Here is a 25,141-nt window from a genome sequence, read left to right as displayed (position 1 = left end):
GGCAGGCCCCCGGCCCTCTACCGTCTCGCGGATGACACCCGAACTGCGGTCCGAACGCCTGGCGCTCACCGCCTACGTCGCCTCCGACGAGACGCACTTCGTCGCACTGTTCCAGGACGACGCCGTGGGCCGCTGGTTCGGTGAGGGCGTGCAGAGCGCCGCCGAGGACCGGGCACTCTTCGGCCGTATATTCAGCCTCGTCTACGCCGAGGAGCGCTTCCCCGTCTGGGCCGTGCGCCACGACGGACGTTACGTCGGCCATGCCGAGATCAAGCCATCCCCCGAGAGCTGGCTGGACGGCCACGAGATCGTGTACGGCCTGACCAAGGAGAGCTGGGGCCTCGGGCTCGGCACCGAGCTGGCGCGGCTGCTCACCTCGTACGGCCACGAGACGCTGGGGCTTGCCGAGGTGCACGCGACCGTGGACTCGGAGAACACCGCTTCCCTCGCCGTCCTCAAGCGCCTCGGCTACACCCAGGGCCACGAGGTCCACGAGGAGAACGGCAGGACCACTCTGCTCCTCACCTCACGGCTCCCCGCGCCGCCGCCCACCGGAGGAGCTCACTCCTCTTCGTAGGGCGTCCCCTGGTGGTACCAGAGCCGCCAGCCGTCGTCCGTACGCCGCCACAGCGAGCTGCGGTGGGCCTTGTGGCCGTCGCGGTCCGTGTCGAAGGTCAGATGCACCAGGTCCTCGGCGAGCTGCACGCCCCGCATGCCGGACGTCGTGGTGGGGATGGCCCCCGGTTCGGGGCGGGCCATGAGGACCCGCACGATCGACGCCCGGTCCCAGCGCGTCCCGGAGGCCCCGACCTCGGTGAACTCCGGGTGCAGCAGAGCCCCGAACAGCTCGGGCGACGCGCGGACCTCGGGGTCCAGGAGGTGCAGTTCGCCGTCGATGGCGGCATCGACGGCGGGGTTGCGGTCAGTCACGGGTCATCTCCAGGTCATGGCGAAGCGGCCGCCGTGCCCCGTGGGGGTGGGCACGGCGGCCGCGGTCCATCGGGACGGCGAGACTACTCGACGACCTTCAGGAGCTTGTTGGGCGTGCCCTCGCTCGGGTTGGAGATCTTGTCGGGCGTCGCGCCCTCGGTCAGGGCCGTGGCCACGTCCGCGGGCTTGGCGTCCGGGTGGGCGGCGACGTAGACGGCGGCAGCTCCCGCGACGTGCGGGGCCGCCATCGACGTACCGGAGATGGTGTTGGTGGCGTCGTCACCGGTGTTCCAGGTGGAGGTGATGTCCGAGCCCGGGGCGTAGATGTCGACGACGTCGCCGTAGTTGGAGAAGTCGGACTGCTCGTCGTCCTTGGTGGAGGAGGCGACCGTGACGGCCTCCTTCACGCGGGCCGGGGAGCCCTGCGAGGCATCGGTCGACTCGTTGCCCGCGGCCACCGCGAAGGTGACGCCCGAGGCGATGGCCTTCTGCACGGCCGCGTCGAGGGCTTCGTCGGCGCCGCCGCCGAGGCTCATGTTGGCGACGGACGGGCCCTGGTGGTTCTTGGTGACCCAGTCGATGCCCGCGACGACCTGCTCGGTGGTGCCCGAGCCCTGGTCGTCCAGGACGCGCACGGCGACGATCTTCGCCTTCTTGGCGACACCGTGCGCCTCACCGGCGATGGTGCCGGCGACGTGCGTGCCGTGGCCGTTGCCGTCGTCGGCGTCGTCATCGTTGTCGACGGCGTCGAAGCCGGAGGTGGCGCGGCCACCGAAGTCCTTGTGGCTGACGCGGACACCGGTGTCGATGACGTACGCGGTGGCACCCTCGCCCGCGGCGTCCGGGTAGGTGTACTTGTCGTCGCCCGCGGTGTCCGCCTGGTCGACGCGGTCGAGGCCCCACGACGGCGGGCTGTCCTGGGTGGCGTCGATGGTGAACTTCTTCGACTGGACGACCTTGCCGACGGCCGGGTCGGCCGCGAGGCGCTTGGCCTCGGTCTCGCTCAGGCCCTTGGCGGAGAAGCCGTTGATCGCCGAGGAGTAGTTCCGCTTCAGCTCGCCGCCGTACTCCTGCGCCAGGTCGCTCTTGTCGCCCTTGTCGGCCTTCTCGTCCATCATCACGATGTAGCTGCCGGCGACGGCGCCCTTGGCCTCGGCGCCGTACACCTTGCCCTCGGCGGGGGTGGCCGCACCGGCGAAGGAGGTGGCAAAGACCGTGACGCCGATCGCGGTGGCGGTGGTGGCTATCGCGGCGGTGAGCTTCATCGAGCGAGCGCGCTTGTGAGTTGCCATGAAGAGGGGTCTCCTCGTGGTGCATGTGGGGGGATGTGGGGGGTATTCAGCTGTCTCGCGTGGGGTGCGCCGTGGCGACAAAGCCGTCGCGACAGCCCCTGCGGCCCGGAAGATCTCCGGGTGTTGGGACGAAACCCTGACGGATTGACGCGCGCAGATCAATACCTTCATGCAGCTGTGACTTGTTCAACAAGGTTCTGTAATAACAAAGGGGATCTGTCACACGGGAACGGACATCCAGAGCCCGAATCCCCCCAACTCGGGCCCCACACCACGTCACACCGTGGTGGCGACCCGCTCCTCCTCGAAGGAGTCGATCGTCCGCGTGAAGTCCCGCGTCGAGAGCAGCAGTTTGTAGATGATGGCGAGCTCGAAGACGAGCAGGAGCACGCCGGACACGATCGTCGCGGGCATCACCACGTCGAACAGCGGGCCGATCATGAAGACGCCCATCTGGAACTCGATGCCGCTGACGAGGTGCGCCCGGATGCGGTGCCGGAGCAGGAAGGAACGGGCCCGCAGATAGAGCGGGAACTTGCGCCGGAACTCCTGGTGCAGGTCGATGACCCGAGCCTTGGGCTCGGCGCCCGCAGGCCCCTCTTCCCCGTCGTTCCCGGCCTCAGCCTCGGTCCCGGTCCCGGGCACGGCCTGAGCGGGCACGGCCTGAGCGGGCACGGTATACGGGGCCTCGCCGCGCGCCCTCTGGAGGTCCTGCTCGATGTCCGCCTGGGGGTTGTCCCGCAGCAGGTCCTCCATGAAGGCGAGCTCCGCCTCGTTCTGCGCCCGCCGCGCCGCCCGCATGCGCGTCTTGATCTGCTTGCGCATGGTGTGACGGATCTTGAAGATCTCCAGGGAGTTGATGTACCGCAGGGTGTCGAGGCCCACCACGGCGAGCGCGAGCCAGATGTAGAAGGTGTCGCCGGTGCGCTCGTACTGGCCGCCCATCAGGGCGACGCCGCAGACCATGACGCGGATGCGGTCGAAGACGAAGTCGAGCCAGGCGCCGAAGACGGAGCCCTGACCGGTGAGCCGGGCGACCTTCCCGTCCATGCAGTCGAGGATGAAGCTGAGGTGGTAGACGACGGCACCGAGAACGAGCCACTTCCAGTCACCGAACGCGAAGCACGCGGCGGAGCCGAGCCCCAGAAGGAACGCACCCCACGTGATCTGGTTGGGCGTGATGTTCGTGCGCATCGCGGTGAACCGTACGAGCGGCGTGGCGACCGGGTCGACGAGCAACACGGTCCACCACGCGTCGCGCTTCTTCTCTGTGATGCGGCGCACCTCGGCGAGGGGCGGTATGTCTCGGCGCATGGGGGTCAACTTCCTGGTGTTCGACGAAAGTTCACCTCACGCTAGGGAGATATTCGCTCAAGGGACAAGATCCCCCTCGTGCAACCTTTAACGGGGGGTAACGGTCTGCCTTTCAGGACGAGTCAATAGCCCTGCCAGAACAAGGCCACGTTACCTGAGCGTTACCGAAAAGCGTGACGGAGCGTTACATCGAAAGTGGAACCACCGGGCCCCGCTCATTTCGATGGCGAACGACGAGACGGCCCCGGCCCAGGTCGGATCGGGTCGGGCCGGGTCGGGTCACGCCTTCGCCTTGGGCAGCTCCGCCTCGATGAGGTCGGCCGCCCGCGTCGTGCCGCCCTCGGCCGCCATGGAGACCTGGATCTCCGCCAGCCTGCGCGCCACTTCGGGGTCGTCGACCAGCGCGAGGACCGCCTCGCGCAGCGCCGGCGCGTCCGCCTCCGCCATCGGCAGATGCCGGGCGACGCCGAGCCCCTGGAGCATGTCGGCGTTGCCGAACTGATCCGTGGCCAGCGGTACGGCGACCATCGGCGTGGCGGTGGCGAGCCCTTCCTGACTGCCGCCCGCACCGGCGTGCGTGATGAAGGCGTCGGCCTTCTTCAGCACCGCGAGCTGCGGCACCCAGGACCGCACCTCCACATTCCCCGGCACATCCCCCAGTTCGCCGCCCAGTTCGCCCACGTCGACGTGCTTGCCCACCTGGAGCACCACGTGCCAGCCCGGCAGGTCCCCGAAGGCCTTGACGCATTCACGGTAGAACGCGGGCTGCTTGGTGAAGGCGGAACCGAGCGAGACGAGCAGCACCTTCCCGGCATCGGCGGGCCGCTCCCAGGCGCCCTGCGCCGCCCGGTCGCCCTGACAGGCGCCGACGAACGTGTGCACGCTCTCGTCGACCCGGTCGGCGTGCGGCTGGAGCGCCCTCGGGATCAGCACGAGTGACCGCGACGGCCGGCCGACGAAGGAATCAGGGTGCTGGTCGATCCCGTTCTCGGCCAGCCAGGCGGTGAAGCGCGCGTAGTAGGCCTGCCCCCGCTCGGTCGCCTTCAGCTCCGCGTACATCGGTCCGGCGACCTCTTCCTCGTACCCCTCCCAAGCGACGAGGTTCGGCGAGAGCGAGATCTCGGGGACGCCCCAGCGGCGGGCGAGGACGCGCGCGGGGTACGAGGTGATGTCGTGCAGTACGAGGTCGGGCTCGTCCCCCTCGTACGCGCGGGCCAGCTCCGGCAGGACCTGGATCGCGTCGGCGAGGAACGGCTCGATGTGGTCGATCAGCTCGGTGCCCCAGGCGTCCGGGTCGGCGTCCGGCGAGGGCAGTGTCGTGGTGTAGGGCCGGGGTTCGGCACCGGCCTCGGCGACCTTCTCCGCGAAGGCGTGCGGAATGGCGTACGTGACGCGGTGCCCCCGGGCGACGAGCTCACGGATGACGTCGAGGCTCGGATTGACGTGGCCATGGGCGGCGATCGAGAACATGGCGATATGGGCGGGCCGGGGTGTGGTCATACCCGGCAGCCTAAACAAGACGAGACGTCTCGTGCAACACCTTTCACGCGTCAGCGGCGGCTACTCGATACCGGGCTCCCCGGCGGCAGTCTCGTTGTAGCGCAGCAAATACTCCGCGAACCGGGACAGATCCGGCCCGCTCCACTCGGCGAGCCGCTCGCGGAAGGCCATCCGGCGGGCGTTGCCGACCTGCGCGAGGACCTCGTCCCCCCGCTCGGTGAGGTGCAGCACGTGCACCCGGTGATCGGCGGGGTCCCGCCGCCGCTCGACGAGCCCGGCCTTCTCCAGCGCGCCGACCTGCCTGCTGATCGTCGACTTGTCGAGCGTGTAGTGCGCGGCCAGATCCGTGGCCCGGCAGCCGCCCTGGAACTCGAGGTGCCCGAGGAGGGTGAACGAGACGAGCGAGAGCTCGGGGTGCATCCGCGCGGCGGTGGCACGGGCGCGGCGCGCGAAGGCGGTCATCTCACGCTGGATGGTCTCGATGGCGGCATCCCGTGACGGGGGCGCCGTCTCACCCGGCTCCCCTGCCGCGGAATCCGCCGTCACCCCGGCCGGGGCCGGGGACTTGTCCGGCTCGCTCACGTTCCACCCTTCCCCTGGATGGTTGCAGAGTACAACGTGACGAGGCCGGTGGGCGTGTGAGGGAGGCCGGTGGCCGTGTGAGGTCGGCCCCCGCCCGCTACCGCTGGTAGCGCGCCAGCACTCGGTTGCCGTCCTCCACCAGGCGTTTGCGCAGCTCCGCCATGTCGATCGCGCCGCTGTAGTACTCCTGGAGCGCCGGGGTGGCCACTTTGTCCTTCCACTCCGGGTAGCCGCGCACCGCCTGGGCGGGGGCCGAGCGCAGGTGCTCGGCGAGGGCCGTGCCCGTGGCCCAGTCGTGCTTCTCCGTGTGCAGCGCGGGGTCCTTCAGCGCCTCCTCGCCGGTCGGCAGCATCCAGTCGCCGCGCGCCAGCTTCACCATGTTCTGCGGCTGGAGGAAGAAGTCGATGAACTCCGCCGCCTCCTTCTTGTGCGGGCTGTCCTCCGAGATGGACAGCGTCTGCGGGCTGACGCCCTGCGCGAGCCCCTCCGTACCCGCGGGCGCGGGCAGCACCTGCCAGTCGAAGCCCTTGGGGGCCTGCTGGGCGATCTGCTGGCGGTAGGAGAAGCCGAGCGGGACCATCGCGTACTTGCCGCCGAAGAAGCCGGGGAGCGTGTCGGAGCCGCCCATGCCGAGGGTGACGTCCGAGGCGCTCCTGTCCTTGTTCACCTGGTCGTGGACCGTGCGCGGCATGGTTTCGTCGCCCTTGCCGAAGCGGACGTCGACCTTGCCGTCCTCGCCCCGGTGGAACATCTGGCCGCCCGCGGACAGCGAGAGGTTGAGCGTCGCGGAGACCGGCTCCTTCAGCGGCCAGGCGACGCCGTACTTCCCGTCCTTGCCGTCGCCGAGCCGCGCGGTGACGCGTCTGAACTCCTGCCAGCTCCAGGGCTTCTCGGGGGTCGGGATCCGTACGCCCGACCGCTTCAGCCACTTCGCGTCGGCGATCAGGACGCGCGGCTCCTGGAGGAACGGGACTCCGTAGACCTTGCCGCCGAACGTCGTCGTCTCCCAGCTCCGCTGCGGGATGTCCGACTTGAGGCGCTCGGGCAGGAGGTCGCCGAGGTCCGCGAGATAGCCGCCGTACGCGAAGTCGGCGAGGTCGTCCGAGGCGTCGTGGATGATGTCCGGCGCCTCGCCGCCCTCGAAGGACGTGAGGAGCTGGTCGTGGACGCTGTCCCAGCTACCCTGCACGTACTCGACCTTGACGTCGGGGTGCGTGGCGTTCCACTCCTCGACCAGTGCCTTGTTGGCGTCGACGGACTCCTTCTGCCAGGCCAGGGACTGGAACTGGAGGGTGATCCGGCCGTCGTCGTCGCCCGCGCCGCCGCTGCATCCGGCGAGCAGCAGGGTGAGCGCGGTGGCGGCGCCGAGGAGGCGGGCGCGGCCGGAGCGGAACCGTGGGGTACGCGTCACGCCTTCACCGCCCCCGCCAGCATGCCGCCCGTGATCCGCTTCTGGATGATCGCGAAGATGACGAGCGAGGGGATGGTCGCGAGGAAGGCCGCCGCGGCGAGCGGGCCGAGGTCCGCGACGCCCTCCGCGCCGATGAAACGGTTGAGGATGACCGGCAACGTCTGCTTCTCCGGGGTCTTGAGCAGGACGAGCGCGAAGAAGAACTCGTTCCACGCGGTGATGAAGGCGAACATCGCGGTGGCCACGATGCCGGGCGCGAGGAGCGGCGCGACCACCGAGACGAACGTCCGCACCCTGCTCGCGCCGTCCACCGCCGCCGCCTCCTCCAGCTCGGCGGGCACGGCACGGACGTACCCCACGAGCATCCACAGCGCGAAGGGCAGCGACCACACCACATAGACCATGATCAGGCCGAGCAGGGAGTTGATCAGGTGCAGGTTCTTCAGGATCAGGAAGAGGGGGATGATGATCAGGACGAACGGGAACGCCTGGCTGATCACCACCCAGCCCGTGGCCGCCTTCGCGAGGCGGCTGCGGTGCCGCGCCATGACGTACGCCATCGGGGTCGCGACGACGACCGCGATCAGGGCCGCGCTGCCCGCCGCGACCAGGGAGTTTCCCGCGGCCCGCAGCAGCGGCTGCTCGTCGAAGGCCTGCCGGAAGTTCTCCAGCGTCGGGTCCTGCGGGATCCACGTGGGGTGGAGGCTGCCCAGCTCCCGCGCGGGCTTGAAGGCCGTCGAGATCAGCCAGAGGAACGGGAAGGCCAGGAAGACGAGGTAGGCGGCGAGCGCCGCGTACTGCGCGGCGCGCGTGGTCTTCTTCGTACGCGTCATGCCTCGTCGCCTCCCTTCAGGCGGCCCACGAGGTAGCAGGCGAGGATCACCGAGATCACGGCGACCATGACGCAGCCCATGGCGGCGGCATAGCCGAACTGGCCGTAGCGGAATGCCTCTTCGTAGGCGAACAGCATGGGCAGGCGGGTGCGGCCGCCGGGGCCGCCCTGGGTGAGGACGTAGACCAGGGCGAAGGAGTTGAAGTTCCAGATGAAGTTGAGCGCGGTGATGGCGAGGGCGATCGGCTTGATCGCGGGCCAGGTGACGGTGCGGAACCGTCGCCATGCACCCGCGCCGTCCATCGCGGCGGCCTCGTGCAGCTCGCGCGGCGTGTTCTGTAGTCCGGCGAGCAGGGCGACGGTGGTCTGCGGCATGCCCGCCCAGATGCCGACGACGATCACGGCGAAGAGCGCGGTGGCCGTGCCGGTCAGCCAGTCCTTGCCCTCCCCGAGGCCGAGGCCGGAGAGCGTTTCGTTGAGCACGCCGGCGTCCGGGTGGTAGACGAGCCGCCACATGATGCCGACGACGACCTCCGGCATCGCCCACGGGATGATCGCGAGCGCCCGCGCCAGCCAGCGCATCCGCAGCGGCTGGTTGAGCAGCAGGGCGAGGCCGAGCGCGAGGAAGAACTGCGGCACGGTGACGCCGAACGCCCACAGCAGGCCGATCCGGAACGAGTCCCAGAACAGCGTGTCGTGCAGCAGGTCCTGGAAGTTGAGCCCGCCGATCCACTGGGTGGGTTCGGTGCGGCCCGACTGGGAGTCGGTGAAGGCCAGCGCGATGCCGTAGAGGAGCGGGCCGACGCTGAGGACGAGGATCGGGATCAGCGCGGGCAGCACGAGGAACCACGCGCCGTGGTCCGCCGGTCGCGAACCTGGCGTGCCTCTCGCTGACCGCTTCGTCGCGGTCGCCAATGTCACGGGATCGGCTCCTTTGGGCGGCTGGTGTGGGTCCGGCCGCCCTGGCGGCCCCCGTCATCGTGCTGATGTGATCTTGATACGTCAAGCGGCTGCGCAGCCCGCGCACACGCCTTGGCCAGTGCGAATGCGAGACTGTCGGCGATCCGGGTGATGGGTGCGGGAGGCACGGGATGGACGAGGCACAGGCGCGGCGTGTACTGCGCGCGGCGGCTCCGGCGGTGGCGACGAGCGGGGCCGAGCTGATCGCGCTCGGTGAGAACGCGGTGTTCGCCGCCGGCGATCTCGTCGTCAAGGTCGGGCGCGCCGCCCCCGAACTGCTCGCCCGGGCCGAGCGGGAACTCGCCGTCGCCCGGTGGCTCGAACAGGCCGGCGTCCCCGCCGTGCGCGCCGCCGAAGACGGGGCCCGCCTCGTGGACGGCCATCCGGTCACGGTCTGGCACCGGCTCCCCGAGGCCGTGCGCCCCGCCGAGCCGCGTGACCTCGCCGCGCTCATCCGTCTCGTACACGCCCTTGAACCCCCTTCCCTGGAACTGCCCCGCCGTGAACTGCTCGGGGGTGTCGAGCGCTGGCTGCGGCTCGCGGGCGACGCCATCGACCCGGCCGACGCGGACTACCTCCGCCGGCGCAGGGACGGCTTCGCCACCGCCTCGGCCGCGCTGGTCCCGCGCCTCGCCCCGGGCCCGATCCACGGCGACGCGCTGCCCCGCAACGTCCTGGTCGGCCCGGAAGGCCCCGTCCTCGTGGACCTGGAGACGTTCTCCTCGGACCTGCGCGAGCACGACCTGGTCGTCATGGCGCTCTCCCGCGACCGCTACGGCCTCGCGCCCGAGGCGTACGACGGCTTCGTGTCGACGTACGGCTGGGACGTGCGCGAGTGGGACGGGTGTGCCGTGCTGCGCGGGGCCAGGGAGACCGCGAGCTGCGCCTGGGTCGCCCAGCACGCGCCCGCCAACCCGAAGGCGCTCGACGAGTTCCGCCGCCGGGTGGCGTCCCTGCGGGACGGCGATCCCGAGGTCCGCTGGTACCCCTTCTGAGCCCGGCGCCAGGAGCCCTGCGCCAGGAGCCCTGCGGCAGGAGTCCTGCGGCAGGAGTCCTGCGGAAGAGCCCCGCTAGCTCTCCCGCAGGGGCCACACGTCGTCCACCACGGCGTCCGCGTTGCCCTTGCCGCGCAGGAAGCTCTGGAAGTCCGCCGCCCACTGCGCATACCACTCGGTCTGGCGGCGGTGCAGCTCCGCCGGGCCGAGAGCGGCGACCTTGGGGTGGCGGCCGGCTATCGCGCGGGCGAGGCGGACCGCGGCGAGGGCGTCGGCGAGGGCGTCGTGGGCCGACTCCAGGACCACGCCGTACTCCGTGCAGACCGCTTCCAGATTCCGCTTGCCCCTGCGGTAGCGGTCCGCGCGGCGGTCGATCGTGTACGGGTCGATGACCGGTCCCGGCTCGGCGCCGTCGAGGCGCTCGCGCAGGGACGGCAGGCCATGCCTCCGCAGTTCGGCGGAGAGCAGGCTCAGGTCGAAGACCGCGTTGTACGCGACGACCGGGACGCCCGACAGCCAGTACGACGTGAGGACGTCGGCCAGTGTCCCCGCCACCTCGTCGGCGGGTCTGCCCTCGGCCACCGCTCGCTCATTGGTGACGCCGTGCACGGCGACCGCGTCGGCCGGTATCGGAACGCCCGGGTCCGCGAGCCAGGTGCGGTGCCCCAGCGTCTCACCGGCTTTGAGCTCCACCACCGCCGCGGTGACGATGCGTGACTCGGCCGGGTTTGTCCCCGTGGTCTCCAGGTCGAACCCGACCATCAGCTCTTGGTGCCAGCCCATGGCCGCCCCCTTCTTCGTGGTGCTTTCCCCCAGTGACCACCACGATCGCACGCACCACTGACAACGGCAGAGCAGCGTTCACGAGACCGGCCGCGAGTCCGCCCACGCCAGTTCGAACTCCTCGCGATACGTGGCGAAAAGACCGCCTTCGCCCGTATCGTCCGACTTGACCACCCGGCCACCGCCGCGCAGCACGAGCACCGGCGCCTCCATCCCCCGCGTCCTGCGCAGATACGACTGGACGACGGCGATACCGTCCGGCCCGTCCCCGTCGACCAGGTACGCGGTGAAGCGCGGCGTCTCGTCGAAGACCTGGATCTCGAAGGCGCCCGGGTCCCGCAGGCGCGCCCTGACCCGGCGCATGTGCAGGATGTTCATCTCGACCGTACGGCTCAACTCGCCCTTCTTGATGCCCAGCTCGCGCTCGCGGCGCTTGACCGCGCTGCTCGCCGGGTTGAGGAAGAGCAGCCGCGCCCGGCAGCCGGACTCCGCGAGCCTGACGAGACGGCGCCCGGAGAAGTTCTGGGCGAGGAGGTTGAGGCCGATCCCGATCGCGTCGAGGCGGCGGGCACCGCCGAAGATGTCCTCCGCGGGGAACTGCCGCAGGAGCCGCACCCGGTCGGAGTGGACGGCGACCACGTCCGCGTACCGGTCGCCGACCAGGTCCTCGACGGCGTCGACGGGCAGGCGCCGCCCGGACGGCGTGTCGGTGCCCGCGCCGAGGATGTCGAGCAGCCTGGCCGAGGCGCGCTCGGCCTGGGCGAGGACCGCCTCCGAGAGCGCGCGGTTGCGCGAGACGACGTTGCGGGTGACCTCCAGCTCGTCCAGGGCGAGCTCGACGTCGCGCCGCTCGTCGAGGTACGGCTCGAAGCACGGCCAGTGCTGCACCATCAGCTCGCGGAGCTGGGGCAGCGTGAGGAAGCTGAGGACGTTGTCGTCGGCGGGGTCGAGCAGGTACCCCTTGCGGCGGCTCACCTCGCGCACGGCGACCGCCCGCTGCACCCACTCCTGGCCGGCGGGCCCGGCGGCGGCCACCACCCAGTCGTCCCCGTGCACCGGTACGTAGATCGGGCGCAGAACAGCGGCCACGACCGCGCGCAGCCGCTGTTCCACCAGGTTCAGCCAGATGTAGGCCCGCCCGGCCCGTTGGGCGCGCGTACGGACCTCGCGCCAGGCGTCGGCGTCCCACTCCAGCTCCGGACCTATCTGGGACGCCGTCTCCATCGGCCGCGCCAGCGACACCGCTCCGGCGGGTACGTCCGCGGAGCCCCCCTCGTGACCCTCGTCACCTGGGGGCAGCTCCCGCCCACCCGAGCTCACCCGCGCACCCGCCTTCCGCTCCCCCGCACACTCCCCCGGTCAACGATCAAGGAAGGGTACTCCGGGAGCGGCGGGCGGTGCAGCCCGATGGGCAGGGTCGTTTCTCAACCGCCCATCGGCGGCTGACCGTTCTGCCCGGCGAGGTCCTGCGGAGTGAGCGGACTCATAGCGGTGACGTCACGCGCGGCGAGCGAGAAGCCCTGCCAGTGGACCGGCATCGGCTGCTGGTCCTCATCACGGGCGATGTGGTGGAAGCCGACGTGCACCCAGGTGACGGGGTGCGTCATCGTCTGGCCGTTCACCCACTTGTCGACACTGGTCGGCGCTCCGCCCGCGCATCCCGGGTTGTTGCTCGCGTACTGCTCGCACTTCTTGTACTGGGTGAAGTACACGTCGTGCTTGGTGAACTCCCGGCCCGCGTGCTTGCTGCTGGCCCCGGGCACGATCTCGTACGACCTGGGGTGGCCGTCCTTGTTCTTGCCGGCGCCGCTGACGACGCGCCACCAGCGCATGTCCTTGCGGTCGCCCGCGAGTTCCTTGCTGACCTTGGTGCGGGTGGTCTTCGTCTTGGGGCTGCCCTGGCCGGTGGGCGGGGTGACCTTGGAGTCGTACTGCTCGACCTTGGCCTTCGGGGAGCCGTCCAGGCCGAAGTTCAGCCGCCAGAAGACGTTGTGCGCGTGGCTCTCGGCCTTGGCCTGGTCGCCCTTGCCGATGGGCCAGCCGCGGCTGTCGCCACCGTCGTAGTCGTACGGCGAGAGGCTGCCGGTCGCGCCGACGTTGGAGCTGATCGTGCCGTCCGAGGAGAAGCGCCACTCGGTGATGTACTCGTACCAGGAGGCCTTGTTCACGGTGTAGACGAGCAGGTCCTTGCCCTGGCCCGTGTAGACCTTGCCGGTGCCGCCGGTGCTCGGGTCGTCGTTCAGGCGGTAGGCGTGCCCACGCGCGCGCGTGGTGGTGCACAGGCCCTTGACGTTGCCGCGGTTGGGGACCTTGACGGTCTTGATGGTGCCGCCGGGGCACTCGCTCGTCTTGAGGTTCTGCAGCGCCTGGCCGAAGTCGGTGCCGGTGACGTCGTCGTACTCGGCCTCACCGTCGTCATAGGGGACGTGCACCTGCGCGAGGCGGGCGCTGGTCAGGACGGGGATCGGCTTGGGCTCGCCCTTGGGCTGGTAGCTGATCTTGTCGAGTATCAGCCCGGAGAGCGTGTTGTAGTGCCAGCACATGCGCCAGGTCGTGCCGCCGTCGAGGGTCTGCTCGATCTTGTAGGCGTCGCTGCAGTCGGCCGCGGCGGCGGGCGCGCTCGGCGCCTGCGGTGCGGCGGAGGCGGGGGTGGTGGCGCTCAGGGCGCCGCCGATGAGCGCGGAGACCGCGACGGCCATGGTGGCCCGGCCGCGGGCGCGCGAAAGTCTGTTGACGTGCATTGCGGAGTGAACTCCCTCGTACGAGGAGAAACGAGTGTGGTGTCGGGCGCGGGCACGGATCGCCGTGCCGCGCGCGGCCGGGTCAGCCGAGGCGCCCCACGGTGCCGGTGCTCAGGTCCACGACGAGGGACCTGGTGTCGATCCAGGGGCCGCTCTTGACCTTGGTGACGACTTGGAGGCAGCGGTGCTTGCCGCACTCGGTCAGCTCCGCGGGCACGCGCTCGACGGTCTCCTTGCGGAAGACCATGCCGCTCAGTTCGAGCTGCCCGGGGCCCGTGAGCGCCTTGCCGGTGGCGTGCTTGAAGTCCTTCTTCAGGCCCTTGCCGAGCGGGTCGGCGATCAGCAGCCGGGCACCCTCGACGAGCTCCTCCTGGCTGGGCGGCGGCTGGACGTTCTGGGCGGTCGTCGTGTCGTCCACCCTGCCGGTCTCCAGGTTGACGGTCTTGGTGATGACCGCGTCCTTCTTGTAGTCGTAGTAGACGACTTCGGCCCTGCGCTCCGCGGCCGCGCCGATGTCGGTCGGGTCCGGCTCGCTGAGGTTCGTGGACAGCAGCTGCGGGCCGCGGTCCCCTTCGACGTCCCGGGCGCTGGAGCGCATCGGCGCGGACACCGACACCTTCTCGGCCCGCTTGATCTCCTCGTCGGTCAGCGGATCGCTGCCGACGCCCCTCGCGCCCTCCTCGGGCGCCTCCTCGACGACGCCGTTCTTGGCGATGGCGTCCTGTTCCTGTGCTGCCGCGTTGGCCTGGCGGTCCCCCGACTCGCCCGCCCCCGCTCCGGGCAGAACGGCGCCCACCAGCACGGCGGTGGCGGCCGCCGCGACTGCCGCGCCCGCCACCACCTTCCCCAGGTGGCGTCTGACTATCTCGCGCACTAACTCCCCCTACTCCCCTGGCATCCCTTTTGTGGGCATGCCGAGTATGTGGTCAGCGGGTTAGACGGGTTCGACTACGCAGTGGTTGCCCCACTTTTGGGCAGACTCTGGCCAATGTGCCCCGAACAGAGGGGGCGTGAGTGAAAGAGACTCCGCATGCAGGTCTGGCCTGGACAGGCGTACCCCTTAGGCGCCGCGTACGACGGAGCCGGCACGAACTTCGCGGTCTTCTCCGAAGCCGCGGAGCGCGTGGAGCTGTGTCTGCTGCACGACGACGGCTCGGAGACAGCCATCGAGCTGCGTGAGTCCGACGCGTTCGTACGGCATGCCTACCTCCCCGGCGTCATGCCCGGGCAGCGCTACGGCTTCCGCGTACACGGTCCCTACGATCCCGGACAGGGGCACCGCTGCAACTCCGCGAAGCTGCTGCTCGATCCCTACGCGCGCGCGGTGAGCGGGCACGTCGACTGGGGCGAGGAGGTGTACGGCTACCACTTCGAGGACCCCGACAAGCGCAACGACCTGGACTCGGCCCCCCACATGATGACGTCGGTGGTGGTCAATCCGTACTTCGACTGGGGCGACGACCGGCCGCCCCGCACCCCGTACCACCAGACCGTGATCTACGAGGCCCATGTGAAGGGCCTGACGATGCTGCATCCGGACCTCCCCGACGACCTGCGCGGCTCGTACGCGGCGCTCGGCCACCCGGCGGTCATCGAGCACCTCACCGGCCTCGGCGTGACCGCTCTGGAGCTGATGCCGGTCCACCAGTTCGTCAACGACCACCGCCTGGTCGACATGGGCCTGAACAACTACTGGGGCTACAACACCATCGGCTTCTTCGCCCCGCACAACGCGTACGCCTCCTGGGGCGACCGGGGCGAGCAGGTCCTGGAGTTCAAGCAGGCCGTGAAGGCGCTGCACGAGGCGGGCATCGAGGTGATCCTCGACGTCGTCTACAACCACACCGCCGAGGGCAACCACCTGGGCCCCACGCTGTCCTACAAGGGCCTGGACAACGCCTCGTACTACCGTCTCAGCGACGATCCCCGCTACTACATGGACACCACGGGGACCGGCAACTCACTGCTGATGCGGTCGCCGCACGTACTCCAGATGATCATGGACTCGCTGCGGCACTGGGTCACCGACATGCACGTGGACGGCTTCCGCTTCGACCTCGCGGCGACGCTCGCCCGGCAGTTCCACGAGGTGGACCGGCTCTCGTCGTTCTTCGACCTCGTGCAGCAGGACCCCGTCGTCAGCCAGGTGAAGCTCATCGCCGAGCCCTGGGACGTCGGCGAGGGCGGCTACCAGGTGGGCAACTTCCCGCCGCTGTGGACCGAGTGGAACGGCATGTACCGGGACACGGTGCGCGACCTGTGGCGGGGCGAGCCGCGCACCCTCGCGGAGTTCGCGTCCCGGCTCACCGGCTCCTCCGACCTCTACCAGGACGACGGCCGGCGGCCCCTGGCCTCCATCAACTTCACCACCTGCCACGACGGCTTCACCCTGCACGACCTCGTCTCGTACAACGAGAAGCACAACCATGCCAACGGCGAGCACAACCGGGACGGCGAGAGCCACAACCGCTCATGGAACTGCGGCGCCGAGGGCGAGACCGACGACGCGGACGTCCTCGCCCTGCGCGAGCGGCAGATGCGCAACTTCATCGCCACGCTGATGCTCTCCCAGGGCGTGCCGATGCTCAGCCACGGGGATGAGTTCGCCCGCACCCAGGGCGGCAACAACAACGCGTACTGCCAGGACAACGAGGTCGCGTGGGTGCACTGGCCGGACGAGGAGAGTTCCCTGCCGGCCTTCACGCGCGCGATGGCGATGCTCCGGCGCGACCATCCGGTCTTCCGGCGGCGCCGGTTCTTCCACGGCCGCCCCGTCCAGGGCACCCGCGACGAGCTGTCCGACATAGCCTGGTTCACTCCGGAGGGCGAGGAGATGGAGCAGAGCGACTGGGACGCGTCGCACGCGCGCGCGTTGAGCGTGTTCATGAACGGCAACGCCATCTCGGAGCCGGGGCAGCGCGGCGAGCGGATCACCGACGACTCGTTCCTGCTGATGTTCAACGCCTCGCCGGAGCCCCTGGAGTTCGTGGTTCCGGTCAACCACGGGCGGCAGTGGCAGATCGTGGTCGACACGGCGCTCGAAGAAGGGGTGGAGCCGGACGCGGGCCCCAAGGTGCGGGCCGGTGACCGCCTGACCCTGACCGACCGGAGCCTCACGGTACTGCGGCGGCCGGCATGACGACGCGCCGAAGAGGGTGACCGGCAGGAGCGGATGACACGAAAGGCGTCCTGGCGGGTACGTACCTTCGCATGACCCCTGACCGTTCCGGCCCCGCGGTGCCGCCTCCGCCGACCGCGACGTACCGGCTCCAGCTCCAGCCGGACTTCCCGTTCGCCGCCGCCGAGGCGGCCGTCCCGTATCTCGCCGCCCTCGGTGTGTCGCATCTGCACCTGTCACCGGTCCTGGAGGCGGTGCCCGGCTCGACGCACGGGTATGACGTGGTGGACCACGCGCGCGTGCGGGAGGAACTGGGCGGCGAGGAGGGGCTGCGGGCCCTGGCGCGCACGGCCCGGGAGGCCGGCCTCGGCCTGGTGGTGGACATCGTGCCGAACCACATGGCGGCCGTGCCGCGGCACAACCACGCGCTCTGGGACGTACTGCGCGGAGGGCCCGATTCGGCGTACGCACACTGGTTCGACATCGACTGGGAGGCCGGGGGCGGGCGCGTCCTGCTGCCGGTGCTCGGGGGCAGGCTCGGGGACGAGCTGGGGGCGCTGCGGGCCGAGGGCGACGTCCTGCGCTACCACGAACACGCGTTCCCCATCCGTGAGGGCACCGAGCACCTGCCGCTGCCGGAGCTGCTCGACGCCCAGTGGTACCGCCTGGCCTGGTGGCGGCTGGCCCGTACGGAACTCAACTACCGGCGCTTCTTCACGGTCTCCGACCTCATCGGGGTGCGCGTCGAACATCCCGACGTCTTCGAGGCGACCCACGCCAAGATCCTGGAGCTGCTGCACGAGGGCGTGGTCGAGGGCCTGCGGATCGATCACCCGGACGGCCTCGCCGATCCAGGAACGTATCTGCAACGGCTGCACGAGGCGACGGGCGGGCGCTGGACGGTCGTCGAGAAGATCCTCGCCGACGGCGAGCGGCTGCCCGCCGCCTGGCCGGTCGCGGGCACCACCGGCTACGACGCGCTGCGCCACCTGGACGGCGTCCTCACCGATCCGGCGGGCGCGGGCGAGCTGCTCGGGCAGTACCGGCGCTTCGCCGCGCCGCCGGCCGACCGGGGCGGCGAGTGGGAGGCGACGGCGCGGCGCGCCGCGTACAAGGTCGTCACGCACGAACTGGCCGCCGAGGTGGACCGCCTCACGCGCGAGGCCACCGCGATCTGCGCGGCCGACCCCGCGCTGCGGGACCACGCGCCCTGGGCGATCCGGACGGCGCTGCGCGAGCTGCTCGTGCGCGTTCCCGTCTACCGGCCGTACGCCACCGGGGGCGCCGCCCCCGAGACCGTGCTGACCGAGCGGGCGGCGGAGGAGGCGCGGGCCGTCTTCACCGTGCCGCAGGAGGCGGAGACGGTCACGGTCGTACGGGACCTGGCGCTGGGCCGGGCCGGTGCGGCGGACGGTGGGCGCCCGAAGGAGGCGGTGGCGGGGTTCCGTGCGCGGTTCGCGCAGGTCGCCTCCGCGCTGCGGGCGAAGGCCCTGGAGGACACCGCGTTCTACCGGCACGCGCCGCTGCTGTCGGCCGCGGAGGTGGGCGGGGCGCCGGAGCGGCCCGCGGTCTCCCTGGCGGAGTTCCACGAGTACTTCGCGCGCGTGCAGCGCGACTGGCCCTACTCCGGCACGGTCCTCTCGACGCACGACACCAAGCGGAGCGCCGACGTCCGGGCGGGCATCTCGGTCCTCACGCAATGCCCCGACCGGTGGGCCGACCTGCTGGCCACGCTGACCGAGCAGACGGCGCGGTCCTGCGGGACGAGCGCGCCCGACCCGCAGCTCGCCTGGGCGGCCTGGCAGACGTCGGTGGGGTTCGGCTTCCCGTACGACGCACGGCTGCGGAACGCGCTGGTCAAGCACGTGCGCGAGGCGGGCCTCCACACGAGCTGGACCGAGCCCGACGAGGCGTACGAGAAGGCGGTGGAGGCGTTCGTGGAGGCGGGGCCGTGCGGTCCTCCGCTGTACGCGGTCGCGTCGTTCACGCGCGAAGTGGACGCCCATGTACGGGCCAACGTGCTGGGCGCGGCCCTGCTCCATCTGGCTGCTCCCGGCGTACCGGACCTGTACCAGGGCACGGAGGGCGAGTACCGCGCACTGGTCGACCCCGACAACCGGCGCCCCGTGCGCTTCCAGCGGCATGTCCTGGAGCGGCTCGACACGGGCGGGGAGCGCTGCGACCTCTCCGAGGAGAAGACGGCGCTGACGGCGGCGGTCCTGCGGCTGCGCAGGAGGCGCCCCGAACTCTTCGGCGGGGCCGCGACGTACGAGCCGCTGACGGCCGAGGGGCCGGGCGCGCCGCACTGCGTGGCGTTCGCGCGCTCCGGGCAGGTCGTGGCGGCGGCGACGCGGCTGTCGCTGCGCCTCGCGGACGCGGGCGGCTGGCGGGGGACGGAGCTGCCGCTGCCGGCCGGGCGGTGGACGGACCTGCTCGCCCCTGAGCGTGTTTTCGAGGGCCACGCGCGCGTGGCGGAGCTGTTCGCGGAGTCGCCTGTGGCGCTGCTCGAACGGACGGAGGGCTAGCCGGCGAGGGCGAGGGGTGCGCGCCCGTCGGCTTCTCAGGCCACCGCGAGCCGGAAGCTCATCTGCCCGAAGCTGACCTGGTCGCCGTCCTGGACGACGGCGGCGCCGATCACCCTGCGGCCGTTGACCGTGGTGCCGTTGGTCGAGCCGAGGTCGCGCAGGACCCACATGCCGCCCTGCCGGCGCAGCTCGGCGTGGATGCGGGAGACCGTGTCGTGGCTGAGCCGCAGTCCGTTGGTCGGCTCCCTGCCTATGAGGAGGGGACGCTGGGTGTCCGGGGCCGGCAGGAGCAGCTTGGGCAGGCGCTCGGACTGCCAGGCCCTGCGCAGCTTCATGGTGAATCCGGAGACGGCCTCGACGCCGCCAAGCACCTTGCGCGCCCACGGCTTCTCGGTCCGCAGGTCTGCGGTGAGAGCGGCGAGTTCGTCGGGCCTGCGGGCGGCGAGGACCCGCTCCATGCGCCGCACGAAGGTGTCGTGCGAGAGTCGGCCGGAGGCCGCGCCCTCCTTGAGTGCGTCCAGCGCCCGGTCGCGCTCGACGTCCGTCACCCGCGCGGGGTACGTGGAGAACTCGAAAGAGGATGTCACCTGCCGATTGTCGGGCAACGCCGCCCCGGGTGTCCAGAATGGGTCGGGCGGCGGCCGATCGATCACTTCGGCCCACGAAGCAGGGGCTCCTGACGCACCATGGGACACAGGTGTGCCGGACAGCGGACGAGGGGGAACCGTCGGTGAGGTTCGAGGTGTGGGCGCCACAGGCCGAGCAGGTCGTGCTGGAGTGCGCGGGTGCCGGGCGGGCGATGGAACGCGTGCGCGGGCGCGCGGGCTGGTGGTCGGCCGAGGCGGAGGCGGCGGACGGGACCCGGTACGGGTTCTCGCTGGACGGCGGCCCGACGCTGCCCGACCCGCGTTCGCGGCGGCAGCCGGACGGCCCCGACGGGCTGAGCGCGGTCGTCGACCACGACCGGTACGCGTGGCGGACGCCGTGGGCGGGGCGCGGGGTGCGGGCCGCGGTCCTGTACGAGCTGCACGTGGGCACGTTCACGCGCGAGGGGACGCTCGACGCGGCGGCGGAGCGCCTGGGGCACCTCGCCCGGCTCGGCGTCACCCATGTGGAACTGATGCCGCTCTGCCCCTTCCCCGGCCGCCACGGCTGGGGCTACGACGGGGTGTCGCTCTGGGCGGTGCACGAGCCGTACGGCGGCCCCGAGGCGCTGAAGCGATTCGTCGACGCGGCGCACGCGCACGGGCTCGGCGTGATCCTGGACGTGGTCCACAACCACCTCGGGCCCTCGGGCAACCACCTGCCCGCCTTCGGCCCGTACTTCACGGAGAGCCACCAGACCCCGTGGGGCGCGGCGGTCAACCTGGACGCGCCGGGCTCGGACGAGGTGCGGGCGTATCTGACCGGCAGCGCGCTCGCCTGGCTGCGGGACTACCGGCTCGACGGGCTGCGGCTCGACGCGGTGCACGCGCTCGTGGACACGCGCGCGTGCCACTTCCTGGAGGAACTGTCCACGGCGGTCGACGCGTTGGCAGGGGAGCTGGGCAGGCCGCTGTCCCTGATCGCCGAGTCGGACCTCGGCGACCCGCGGATCATCACCCCGCGCGAGAGCGGCGGCCTGGGCCTGCACGCCCAGTGGAACGACGACTTCCACCATGCGCTGCACACCGCGCTGACCGGTGAGGGGCAGGGGTACTACGCGGACTTCGCGCGGGCCCCCCTCGCGGCGCTCGGCAAGACGCTGACACGTGGCTTCTTCCACGACGGGACGTACTCGTCGTTCCGCGGGCGCGCGCACGGCCGCCCCGTGGACCGGGCGCGGACGCCCGCGTACCGCTTCCTCGGCTACGCGCAGACGCACGACCAGGTCGGCAACCGGGCGCAAGGAGACAGGCTCTCCGCCTCCCTGCCCCCCGGGCTGCTCGCCTGCGCGGCGGCGCTCACGCTCACGAGTCCCTTCACGCCCATGCTGTTCATGGGCGAGGAGTGGGGGGCGTCGACGCCGTGGCAGTTCTTCACGGACCACACCGACCCCGAACTGGCCGAGGCCGTACGCCGGGGCAGGCGCCGGGAGTTCGCGGAGCACGGCTGGGCCGAGGAGGACGTCCCCGACCCGCAGGACGCGGCGACACGGGACCGGTCCTGCCTGGACTGGTCGGAGCCGGACACCGGCGACCACGCGCGCCTGCTGGCCTGGCACCGCGAGCTGATCGCGCTGCGGGCCGCCCGCGCCGACCTGACCGATCCCGACCTGGCTGCGGTGCGGGTCGCGTACGACGAGGCGGCGCGCTGGTTCGTGTGCCGGCGCGGTGATCTGCGGGTCGTCCTGAACCTCGGCGAGGAGGCCGCCGCGATCCCGCTCGGCGGGGACCACGCGCGCGTGCTCGCCGCCTGGGAGCCCATCGAGGCCCCGGGCGCGGACGGCGTGCTGCGGCTGCCCGGGGAGTCGTGCGCGGTCCTGGCCGCCGTCTAGGGCTCCCAAGGGCGCCGATCAGGTCACGACGCCCGGCCTGACCCGGACGAGCTGCCGTTCCCCTGTGGCATGGCGGACCGTCAGCGTCACCGTCCTGTCCGGCCGGGCGGCGGCGACCCTGGCGGCCAGTTCGGCCGCGGAGTCGATGCGGGACCGGCCGAAGGCGAGCAGGGTGTCTCCGCGTGCGAGGCCCGCGGTGTGGCCGGGCCCCGGGACGTGCAAGCCGACGAGGAGGGCGCCGGGGCCGCGCGGAGCGTCCACGGCTTCGACACCGAGGGTCGCCGTGCGGGCCGGGGGCCGGGGGGTCCGCGGGGTCTCCCGCTCCCGGGCGGCGGCCGGGTCCCCTGCGCCGCCCATGGCCCTGGTGTCCGCCGCTCCCGCGCCCTTCGCCACGGCTTTCCCCGCTCCGCCCGGGCCCGTCATTCCGGCCCGCTCCACGGCGTACCCCGCCCCCTCCCGCATCTCCGCGAGCCTGCTCATCCCGATGACCGTGGCGCCGACGGTGCCGATGCCGACCCCGCAGACCACCAGGAGGACGGCGGCGCCCAGGCCGCAGAGCAGGGCCGCCAGGCGCCTGCCGCGGCGCCTCACCCCGTAGGGGCGGTCGCCGCGGCTCCCCGCGGGGTCGTCAGTCCGGCTCCGGGGCGCGCCGGAATGGTCCTGCCCCGGCAACGGCTTGGGCCGCAACGCACTGTGTTCCATGGCTGACCTCCGGCCACAGCCCTACCCGGCGCACCCCCGCGGTGACGCCTCACGAACGGGTGACGTCAGGCCCCGGGGCGCCAGATCGGGTACGAAGCCGTGGGCCCGCCGGGCAAGGTCCTCGGCGCCGTACCGCCGGCAGCCGCGGTGCCAGTTGAGGATGCCCGACAGCCAGTTCCGCAGCTCCACGACGTAGCCGTCCATGGTGGCGCGTGCCTCGGCCGACAGGTTGAAGTCCTCGTACAGGACGGGGAACTCGTGCTCGGCGACGTGCTGGAACTGCCGCATGCGCTGGGTCATCAGATCGTGGACGATGCCGAGCGCGGTCGGGTAGTCGCAGCCGAAGAAGTTCTGCACGACCAGGATGCCGTTGTGGATCTCGCCCTCGTACTCGATCTCCTTCTGGTACGAGAAGACGTCGTTCAGGAGCATCGCGTAGTCCATGGCGGCGTTCTCCAGCGACCTGACAGGGCCGCTGCGGTAGACCTGGGGCGGCACCGACGGGCCGTGGCCCATGCGGCACAGACTCATGGTGAGCTCGGAGCCGAAGGTGGCGCGGCGCATCTCCAGATAGTCGACGGGGTCGGGAATGCGGTTCTGGAGCTGGTTGGCGAGCTCCCACAGCCAGCTCTCCGTCATGACGACGATGGTGGCCTTGACGGTCCCGCGCTGCCGCGCGGTCATGTTCCGCGTGGTGCGCAGCCACAGGTCGGCGAGGCCGCGCTCCATGCCGTTCGCGGGGACGGTGACGGCTTCGCCACCGATCGGCATGCATCCGGCGAGGCGCTCGGTGCAGATCTTCGCCGCGGCGACGTCACGGCGGTGGCCGAAGACGAGCGGGTAGTAGTCGTCGCCGTAGGTGCCCCAGGCCAGCCACTGGGAGCTGAGGTCGAGGGCTTCGGGTGTGCCGTCCGGGTCGAGGCCCGCGGCGCACAGCGGAAGGTCGTAGGCATCCAGCTTGTCCTCGTCCCAGACGCCCTCCGCGAGGATGCCCATGGCGTGCGACCAGGTGGTGACGTGCCGGCGGGCGGCGTCCAGGTGCGGGTTGAGACGCAGCTCGAACGGCATGTGGAAGTCGGGCAGCAGCGAGGGCCCCACCTTCTGGAACGGCACGTGCGTGTAGGCGCGGAACCGTTCCGCGCCCGCGGAGGCGAGCAGCGCGCGGATGTCGGCGGCGGCGGTGCCGAGGCCGGTGGGGCCGGCGAGCGGTGAGGTGGTGAGGGCGCCCTCGTTCATGTACCGGCTGGAGCGCAGGTGCCATGCGTGGCCGCCGGTCTGCCAGTCCTGGAGCCCCCGCGTGTACGCGGCCACGGCGGCGACCTCGGGTGGCGTGAGGCCCTTCTCCAGGGCGAGCGCGGGCACTTCGGTGAGGGCGGTGTGCTCGAACTGGTGCAGGCGTGAGGTGAGGATGTCGTTGACCGTGTCGGCGGCCTCCTGCGTCGTACAGCCGAAGAAGGTCTCCAGGACGAGCACGCCGTTGCTCAGCTCGCCCTCGTCGTGGACCTCGCGCTGGTAGGAGAAGAGGTCGTTGCGCAGATGGACGCCGTCGGCGAACGTCTCCATCAGCACCCGCAGCGGCCTGCTCCCCGCCACGGCCGCCGGGACCTCGGCGGTCGCGTACTCCACGAGCCCCGCCGACCAGGGGGCGCCGCCCACCTTGCGGCGCATCTCGATGTACTCGACGGGGTTGGCGATACGCCCTTCGTTGATGTTGGACAGCTCCCACAGGGACTCGTCCAAGAGGTGCTCGGTGGACTCGGCGAAGCGGCGGCGCCAGTCGGCGGACATCGCGGGCACCGTGCGCGCCCACAGGTCGGCGAGGCCCGCCTCCACCGGATTCTCCGGTTCGGGTAACGGGGTCGCCAGGTCCATCGGCATGAAGAGGGGCAGGCGGTCCAGGTGGGCCTTGCCCGCCGGGCGGTCCTGGGTGCGTTTGTACATGTCGAGGAAGTGGTCGTCGAAGAAGAAGACCCACACGTACCAGTCGGTGATCAGTGACAGCGCGGGGCCGTCGCAGTCGGGGTGGGTGTACGCGCACAACAGGCCGTAGTCGTGCGCGTCGAGGTCGCTCTGCTCCCAGATGCCGGACCCCTCCAGCATGCCCATGTCGCGCGCCCACCGGGAGGAGTGCGCGCGCGCCTCGTCGAGGTGGGGATTGAGCCTCGCCGGGTACGGCATGTAGAAGTGCGGCAGTTCGAACGGCTGCGTCATGGCCCCGCCCTACCCGGGGCCCTCCGGGACCATCCGTGCGGTTGCCGATGATCGCACCATCGCGTGAACAGGGGGCGCGGCGGGGCGCGTCGAGGGCGCACGGGGAGCAGGGGCAGCGGCCCCGATGCGCCTCGCCGGGGCACCGGCCCCCCGGTGAATCACCGGTTTCCCTTCGGGCCCTCGGCCCACGCCCCTAGGCTGCGGTGCACGTCCCCGGAAGGAACAGCCTCCATGACCGACGTGCCCCTGCGAGCGGAACTGCTCCTCGACCCACAGGTCCCCGACGACCTCGCCGAGGAACTCGTCGCCGCGCTGACCGGGCTCGGCGCACCGCCCGTCCGGATCCGCCGCGCCATCGACCACCGCGGTGGCGCGGAGATCCCCTGGGTGATCCTGGTCTCCCTGCCGCTGCACGCGTTCCTCAGCGGTCTGGGCGCGGAGGCGGTCAAGGACGCGTACACCGCGTTCAAGGGGCTCGTACGGAAGCTGGCGCGCCCCGCGTCGCCCGCTCCCGGCGCCCTCGGCGAGGCGTGCGAGGCGCGGCCGCTGCTGCTCCAGGACCCGGCGGGCGGGCTGAGCATCGTCCTTGAGGCCGACCTGCCCGCCGAGGCGTACGAGCGGCTCGTCGGACTCGACCTGACGGCGTACTCGGTGGGACCGCTGCACTACGACCGCGCCCAGGGACGCTGGCGCTCGCTCCTTGACGAGGCCGCCGGCTGACCGCCGGCCGAAGGACGCGGCGGTGCGTTCGCCGTGGAACGGGGACTGA

At 71.3% G+C, this 25,141-nt stretch carries 20 protein-coding genes and 1 pseudogene; 6 read left to right on the top strand and 15 right to left on the bottom strand.

Annotation, left to right across the window (positions count from 1 at the left end):
- Positions 1-31 precede the first annotated feature (31 nt).
- A complete protein-coding gene (locus ACRAKF_RS30165; protein ID WP_447040702.1) occupies positions 32-577 on the top strand; it encodes a GNAT family N-acetyltransferase in 546 nt (181 codons plus the stop codon).
- Here the strand turns inward: ACRAKF_RS30165 and ACRAKF_RS30160 are convergent.
- From ACRAKF_RS30160 to ACRAKF_RS30125, 8 genes and pseudogenes are all read right to left on the bottom strand, one after another.
- Positions 562-930 carry a nuclear transport factor 2 family protein gene (locus ACRAKF_RS30160; RefSeq protein ID WP_447040700.1) on the bottom strand — a complete coding sequence of 123 codons (369 nt, stop codon included), beginning with the start codon at positions 928-930 and terminating at the stop codon, positions 562-564. The genes ACRAKF_RS30165 and ACRAKF_RS30160 overlap by 16 nt on opposite strands.
- A gap of 83 nt (positions 931-1,013) precedes the next feature.
- Positions 1,014-2,222 carry a S8 family peptidase gene (locus ACRAKF_RS30155; protein ID WP_447040698.1) on the bottom strand — a complete coding sequence of 403 codons (1,209 nt, stop codon included), beginning with the start codon at positions 2,220-2,222 and terminating at the stop codon, positions 1,014-1,016.
- 276 nt (positions 2,223-2,498) lie between these two features.
- Positions 2,499-3,536, bottom strand: coding sequence for a CDP-alcohol phosphatidyltransferase family protein (locus tag ACRAKF_RS30150; RefSeq protein WP_447040697.1), 1,038 nt, complete (start codon positions 3,534-3,536; stop codon positions 2,499-2,501).
- A 279-nt stretch (positions 3,537-3,815) separates the two neighbouring features.
- Positions 3,816-5,076, bottom strand: a pseudogene (gene mgt / locus ACRAKF_RS30145) (macrolide-inactivating glycosyltransferase).
- 20 nt (positions 5,077-5,096) lie between these two features.
- Positions 5,097-5,498 (bottom strand): MarR family winged helix-turn-helix transcriptional regulator, encoded by a 402-nt coding sequence (locus ACRAKF_RS30140; RefSeq protein ID WP_447042246.1) that lies wholly within the window; start codon positions 5,496-5,498, stop codon positions 5,097-5,099.
- A gap of 217 nt (positions 5,499-5,715) precedes the next feature.
- Complete coding sequence (locus ACRAKF_RS30135; protein ID WP_447040696.1) at positions 5,716-7,029, bottom strand: ABC transporter substrate-binding protein; 1,314 nt, start codon at positions 7,027-7,029, stop codon at positions 5,716-5,718.
- Positions 7,026-7,862 (bottom strand): carbohydrate ABC transporter permease, encoded by an 837-nt coding sequence (locus ACRAKF_RS30130; RefSeq protein WP_447040694.1) that lies wholly within the window; start codon positions 7,860-7,862, stop codon positions 7,026-7,028. The genes ACRAKF_RS30135 and ACRAKF_RS30130 overlap by 4 nt, the downstream gene beginning before the upstream one ends.
- Positions 7,859-8,782, bottom strand: coding sequence for a carbohydrate ABC transporter permease (locus ACRAKF_RS30125; protein WP_447040692.1), 924 nt, complete (start codon positions 8,780-8,782; stop codon positions 7,859-7,861). Before ACRAKF_RS30125 ends, ACRAKF_RS30130 begins: the two co-directional genes overlap by 4 nt.
- A 170-nt stretch (positions 8,783-8,952) precedes the next feature.
- On the opposite strand from ACRAKF_RS30125, the gene ACRAKF_RS30120 reads away from it, so the two are divergent.
- Entirely contained in the window at positions 8,953-9,816 is an 864-nt protein-coding gene (locus ACRAKF_RS30120) for a phosphotransferase enzyme family protein (protein ID WP_447040691.1), read from the top strand.
- Between the two features lie 75 nt (positions 9,817-9,891).
- Here ACRAKF_RS30120 and ACRAKF_RS30115 read toward each other — a convergent pair whose 3' ends face one another.
- The 4 genes from ACRAKF_RS30115 to ACRAKF_RS30100 form a co-directional block, all read right to left on the bottom strand.
- Complete coding sequence (locus ACRAKF_RS30115) at positions 9,892-10,599, bottom strand: exonuclease domain-containing protein (protein ID WP_447040690.1); 708 nt, start codon at positions 10,597-10,599, stop codon at positions 9,892-9,894.
- 78 nt (positions 10,600-10,677) lie between these two features.
- Positions 10,678-11,919 (bottom strand): SAV2148 family HEPN domain-containing protein, encoded by a 1,242-nt coding sequence (locus tag ACRAKF_RS30110; protein WP_447040689.1) that lies wholly within the window; start codon positions 11,917-11,919, stop codon positions 10,678-10,680.
- A gap of 104 nt (positions 11,920-12,023) precedes the next feature.
- Positions 12,024-13,340, bottom strand: coding sequence for a copper amine oxidase (locus ACRAKF_RS30105; RefSeq protein ID WP_447040688.1), 1,317 nt, complete (start codon positions 13,338-13,340; stop codon positions 12,024-12,026).
- An 82-nt stretch (positions 13,341-13,422) separates the two neighbouring features.
- Complete coding sequence (locus ACRAKF_RS30100) at positions 13,423-14,214, bottom strand: Tat pathway signal sequence domain protein (RefSeq protein ID WP_447040687.1); 792 nt, start codon at positions 14,212-14,214, stop codon at positions 13,423-13,425.
- A gap of 156 nt (positions 14,215-14,370) precedes the next feature.
- On the opposite strand from ACRAKF_RS30100, the gene glgX reads away from it, so the two are divergent.
- Together glgX and treY are read left to right on the top strand one after the other, a co-directional pair.
- Positions 14,371-16,479 carry a glycogen debranching protein GlgX gene (gene glgX / locus ACRAKF_RS30095; protein WP_447040686.1) on the top strand — a complete coding sequence of 703 codons (2,109 nt, stop codon included), beginning with the start codon at positions 14,371-14,373 and terminating at the stop codon, positions 16,477-16,479.
- A gap of 71 nt (positions 16,480-16,550) precedes the next feature.
- A complete protein-coding gene (gene treY, locus ACRAKF_RS30090) occupies positions 16,551-18,983 on the top strand; it encodes a malto-oligosyltrehalose synthase (RefSeq protein ID WP_447040685.1) in 2,433 nt (810 codons plus the stop codon).
- A 35-nt stretch (positions 18,984-19,018) separates the two neighbouring features.
- Here treY and ACRAKF_RS30085 read toward each other — a convergent pair whose 3' ends face one another.
- Entirely contained in the window at positions 19,019-19,570 is a 552-nt protein-coding gene (locus ACRAKF_RS30085) for an FHA domain-containing protein (protein ID WP_447040684.1), read from the bottom strand.
- A 143-nt stretch (positions 19,571-19,713) separates the two neighbouring features.
- Here ACRAKF_RS30085 and treZ point away from each other — a divergent pair, with 143 nt between their 5' ends.
- The gene (gene treZ / locus ACRAKF_RS30080; protein ID WP_447040683.1) at positions 19,714-21,459 is read left to right on the top strand and encodes a malto-oligosyltrehalose trehalohydrolase; all 1,746 of its coding nucleotides are present in this window, start codon (positions 19,714-19,716) and stop codon (positions 21,457-21,459) included.
- Between the two features lie 18 nt (positions 21,460-21,477).
- On the opposite strand, the gene ACRAKF_RS30075 is transcribed toward treZ, so the two are convergent.
- Both ACRAKF_RS30075 and cyc2 read right to left on the bottom strand, forming a co-directional pair.
- Positions 21,478-22,161, bottom strand: a complete 684-nt coding sequence (locus ACRAKF_RS30075) for a PDZ domain-containing protein (protein WP_447040682.1) — start codon at positions 22,159-22,161, stop codon at positions 21,478-21,480.
- Between the two features lie 21 nt (positions 22,162-22,182).
- Positions 22,183-24,372, bottom strand: coding sequence for a germacradienol/geosmin synthase Cyc2 (gene cyc2, locus ACRAKF_RS30070; protein WP_447040681.1), 2,190 nt, complete (start codon positions 24,370-24,372; stop codon positions 22,183-22,185).
- A 231-nt stretch (positions 24,373-24,603) separates the two neighbouring features.
- Between cyc2 and ACRAKF_RS30065 the strand changes: the two genes are divergently transcribed.
- Positions 24,604-25,092 carry a hypothetical protein gene (locus tag ACRAKF_RS30065; RefSeq protein WP_447040680.1) on the top strand — a complete coding sequence of 163 codons (489 nt, stop codon included), beginning with the start codon at positions 24,604-24,606 and terminating at the stop codon, positions 25,090-25,092.
- Positions 25,093-25,141 lie beyond the last annotated feature (49 nt).

Source organism: Streptomyces sp. DSM 118878 (assembly GCF_052936595.1).
This window is presented reverse-complemented; position numbering and strand designations above follow the sequence as displayed.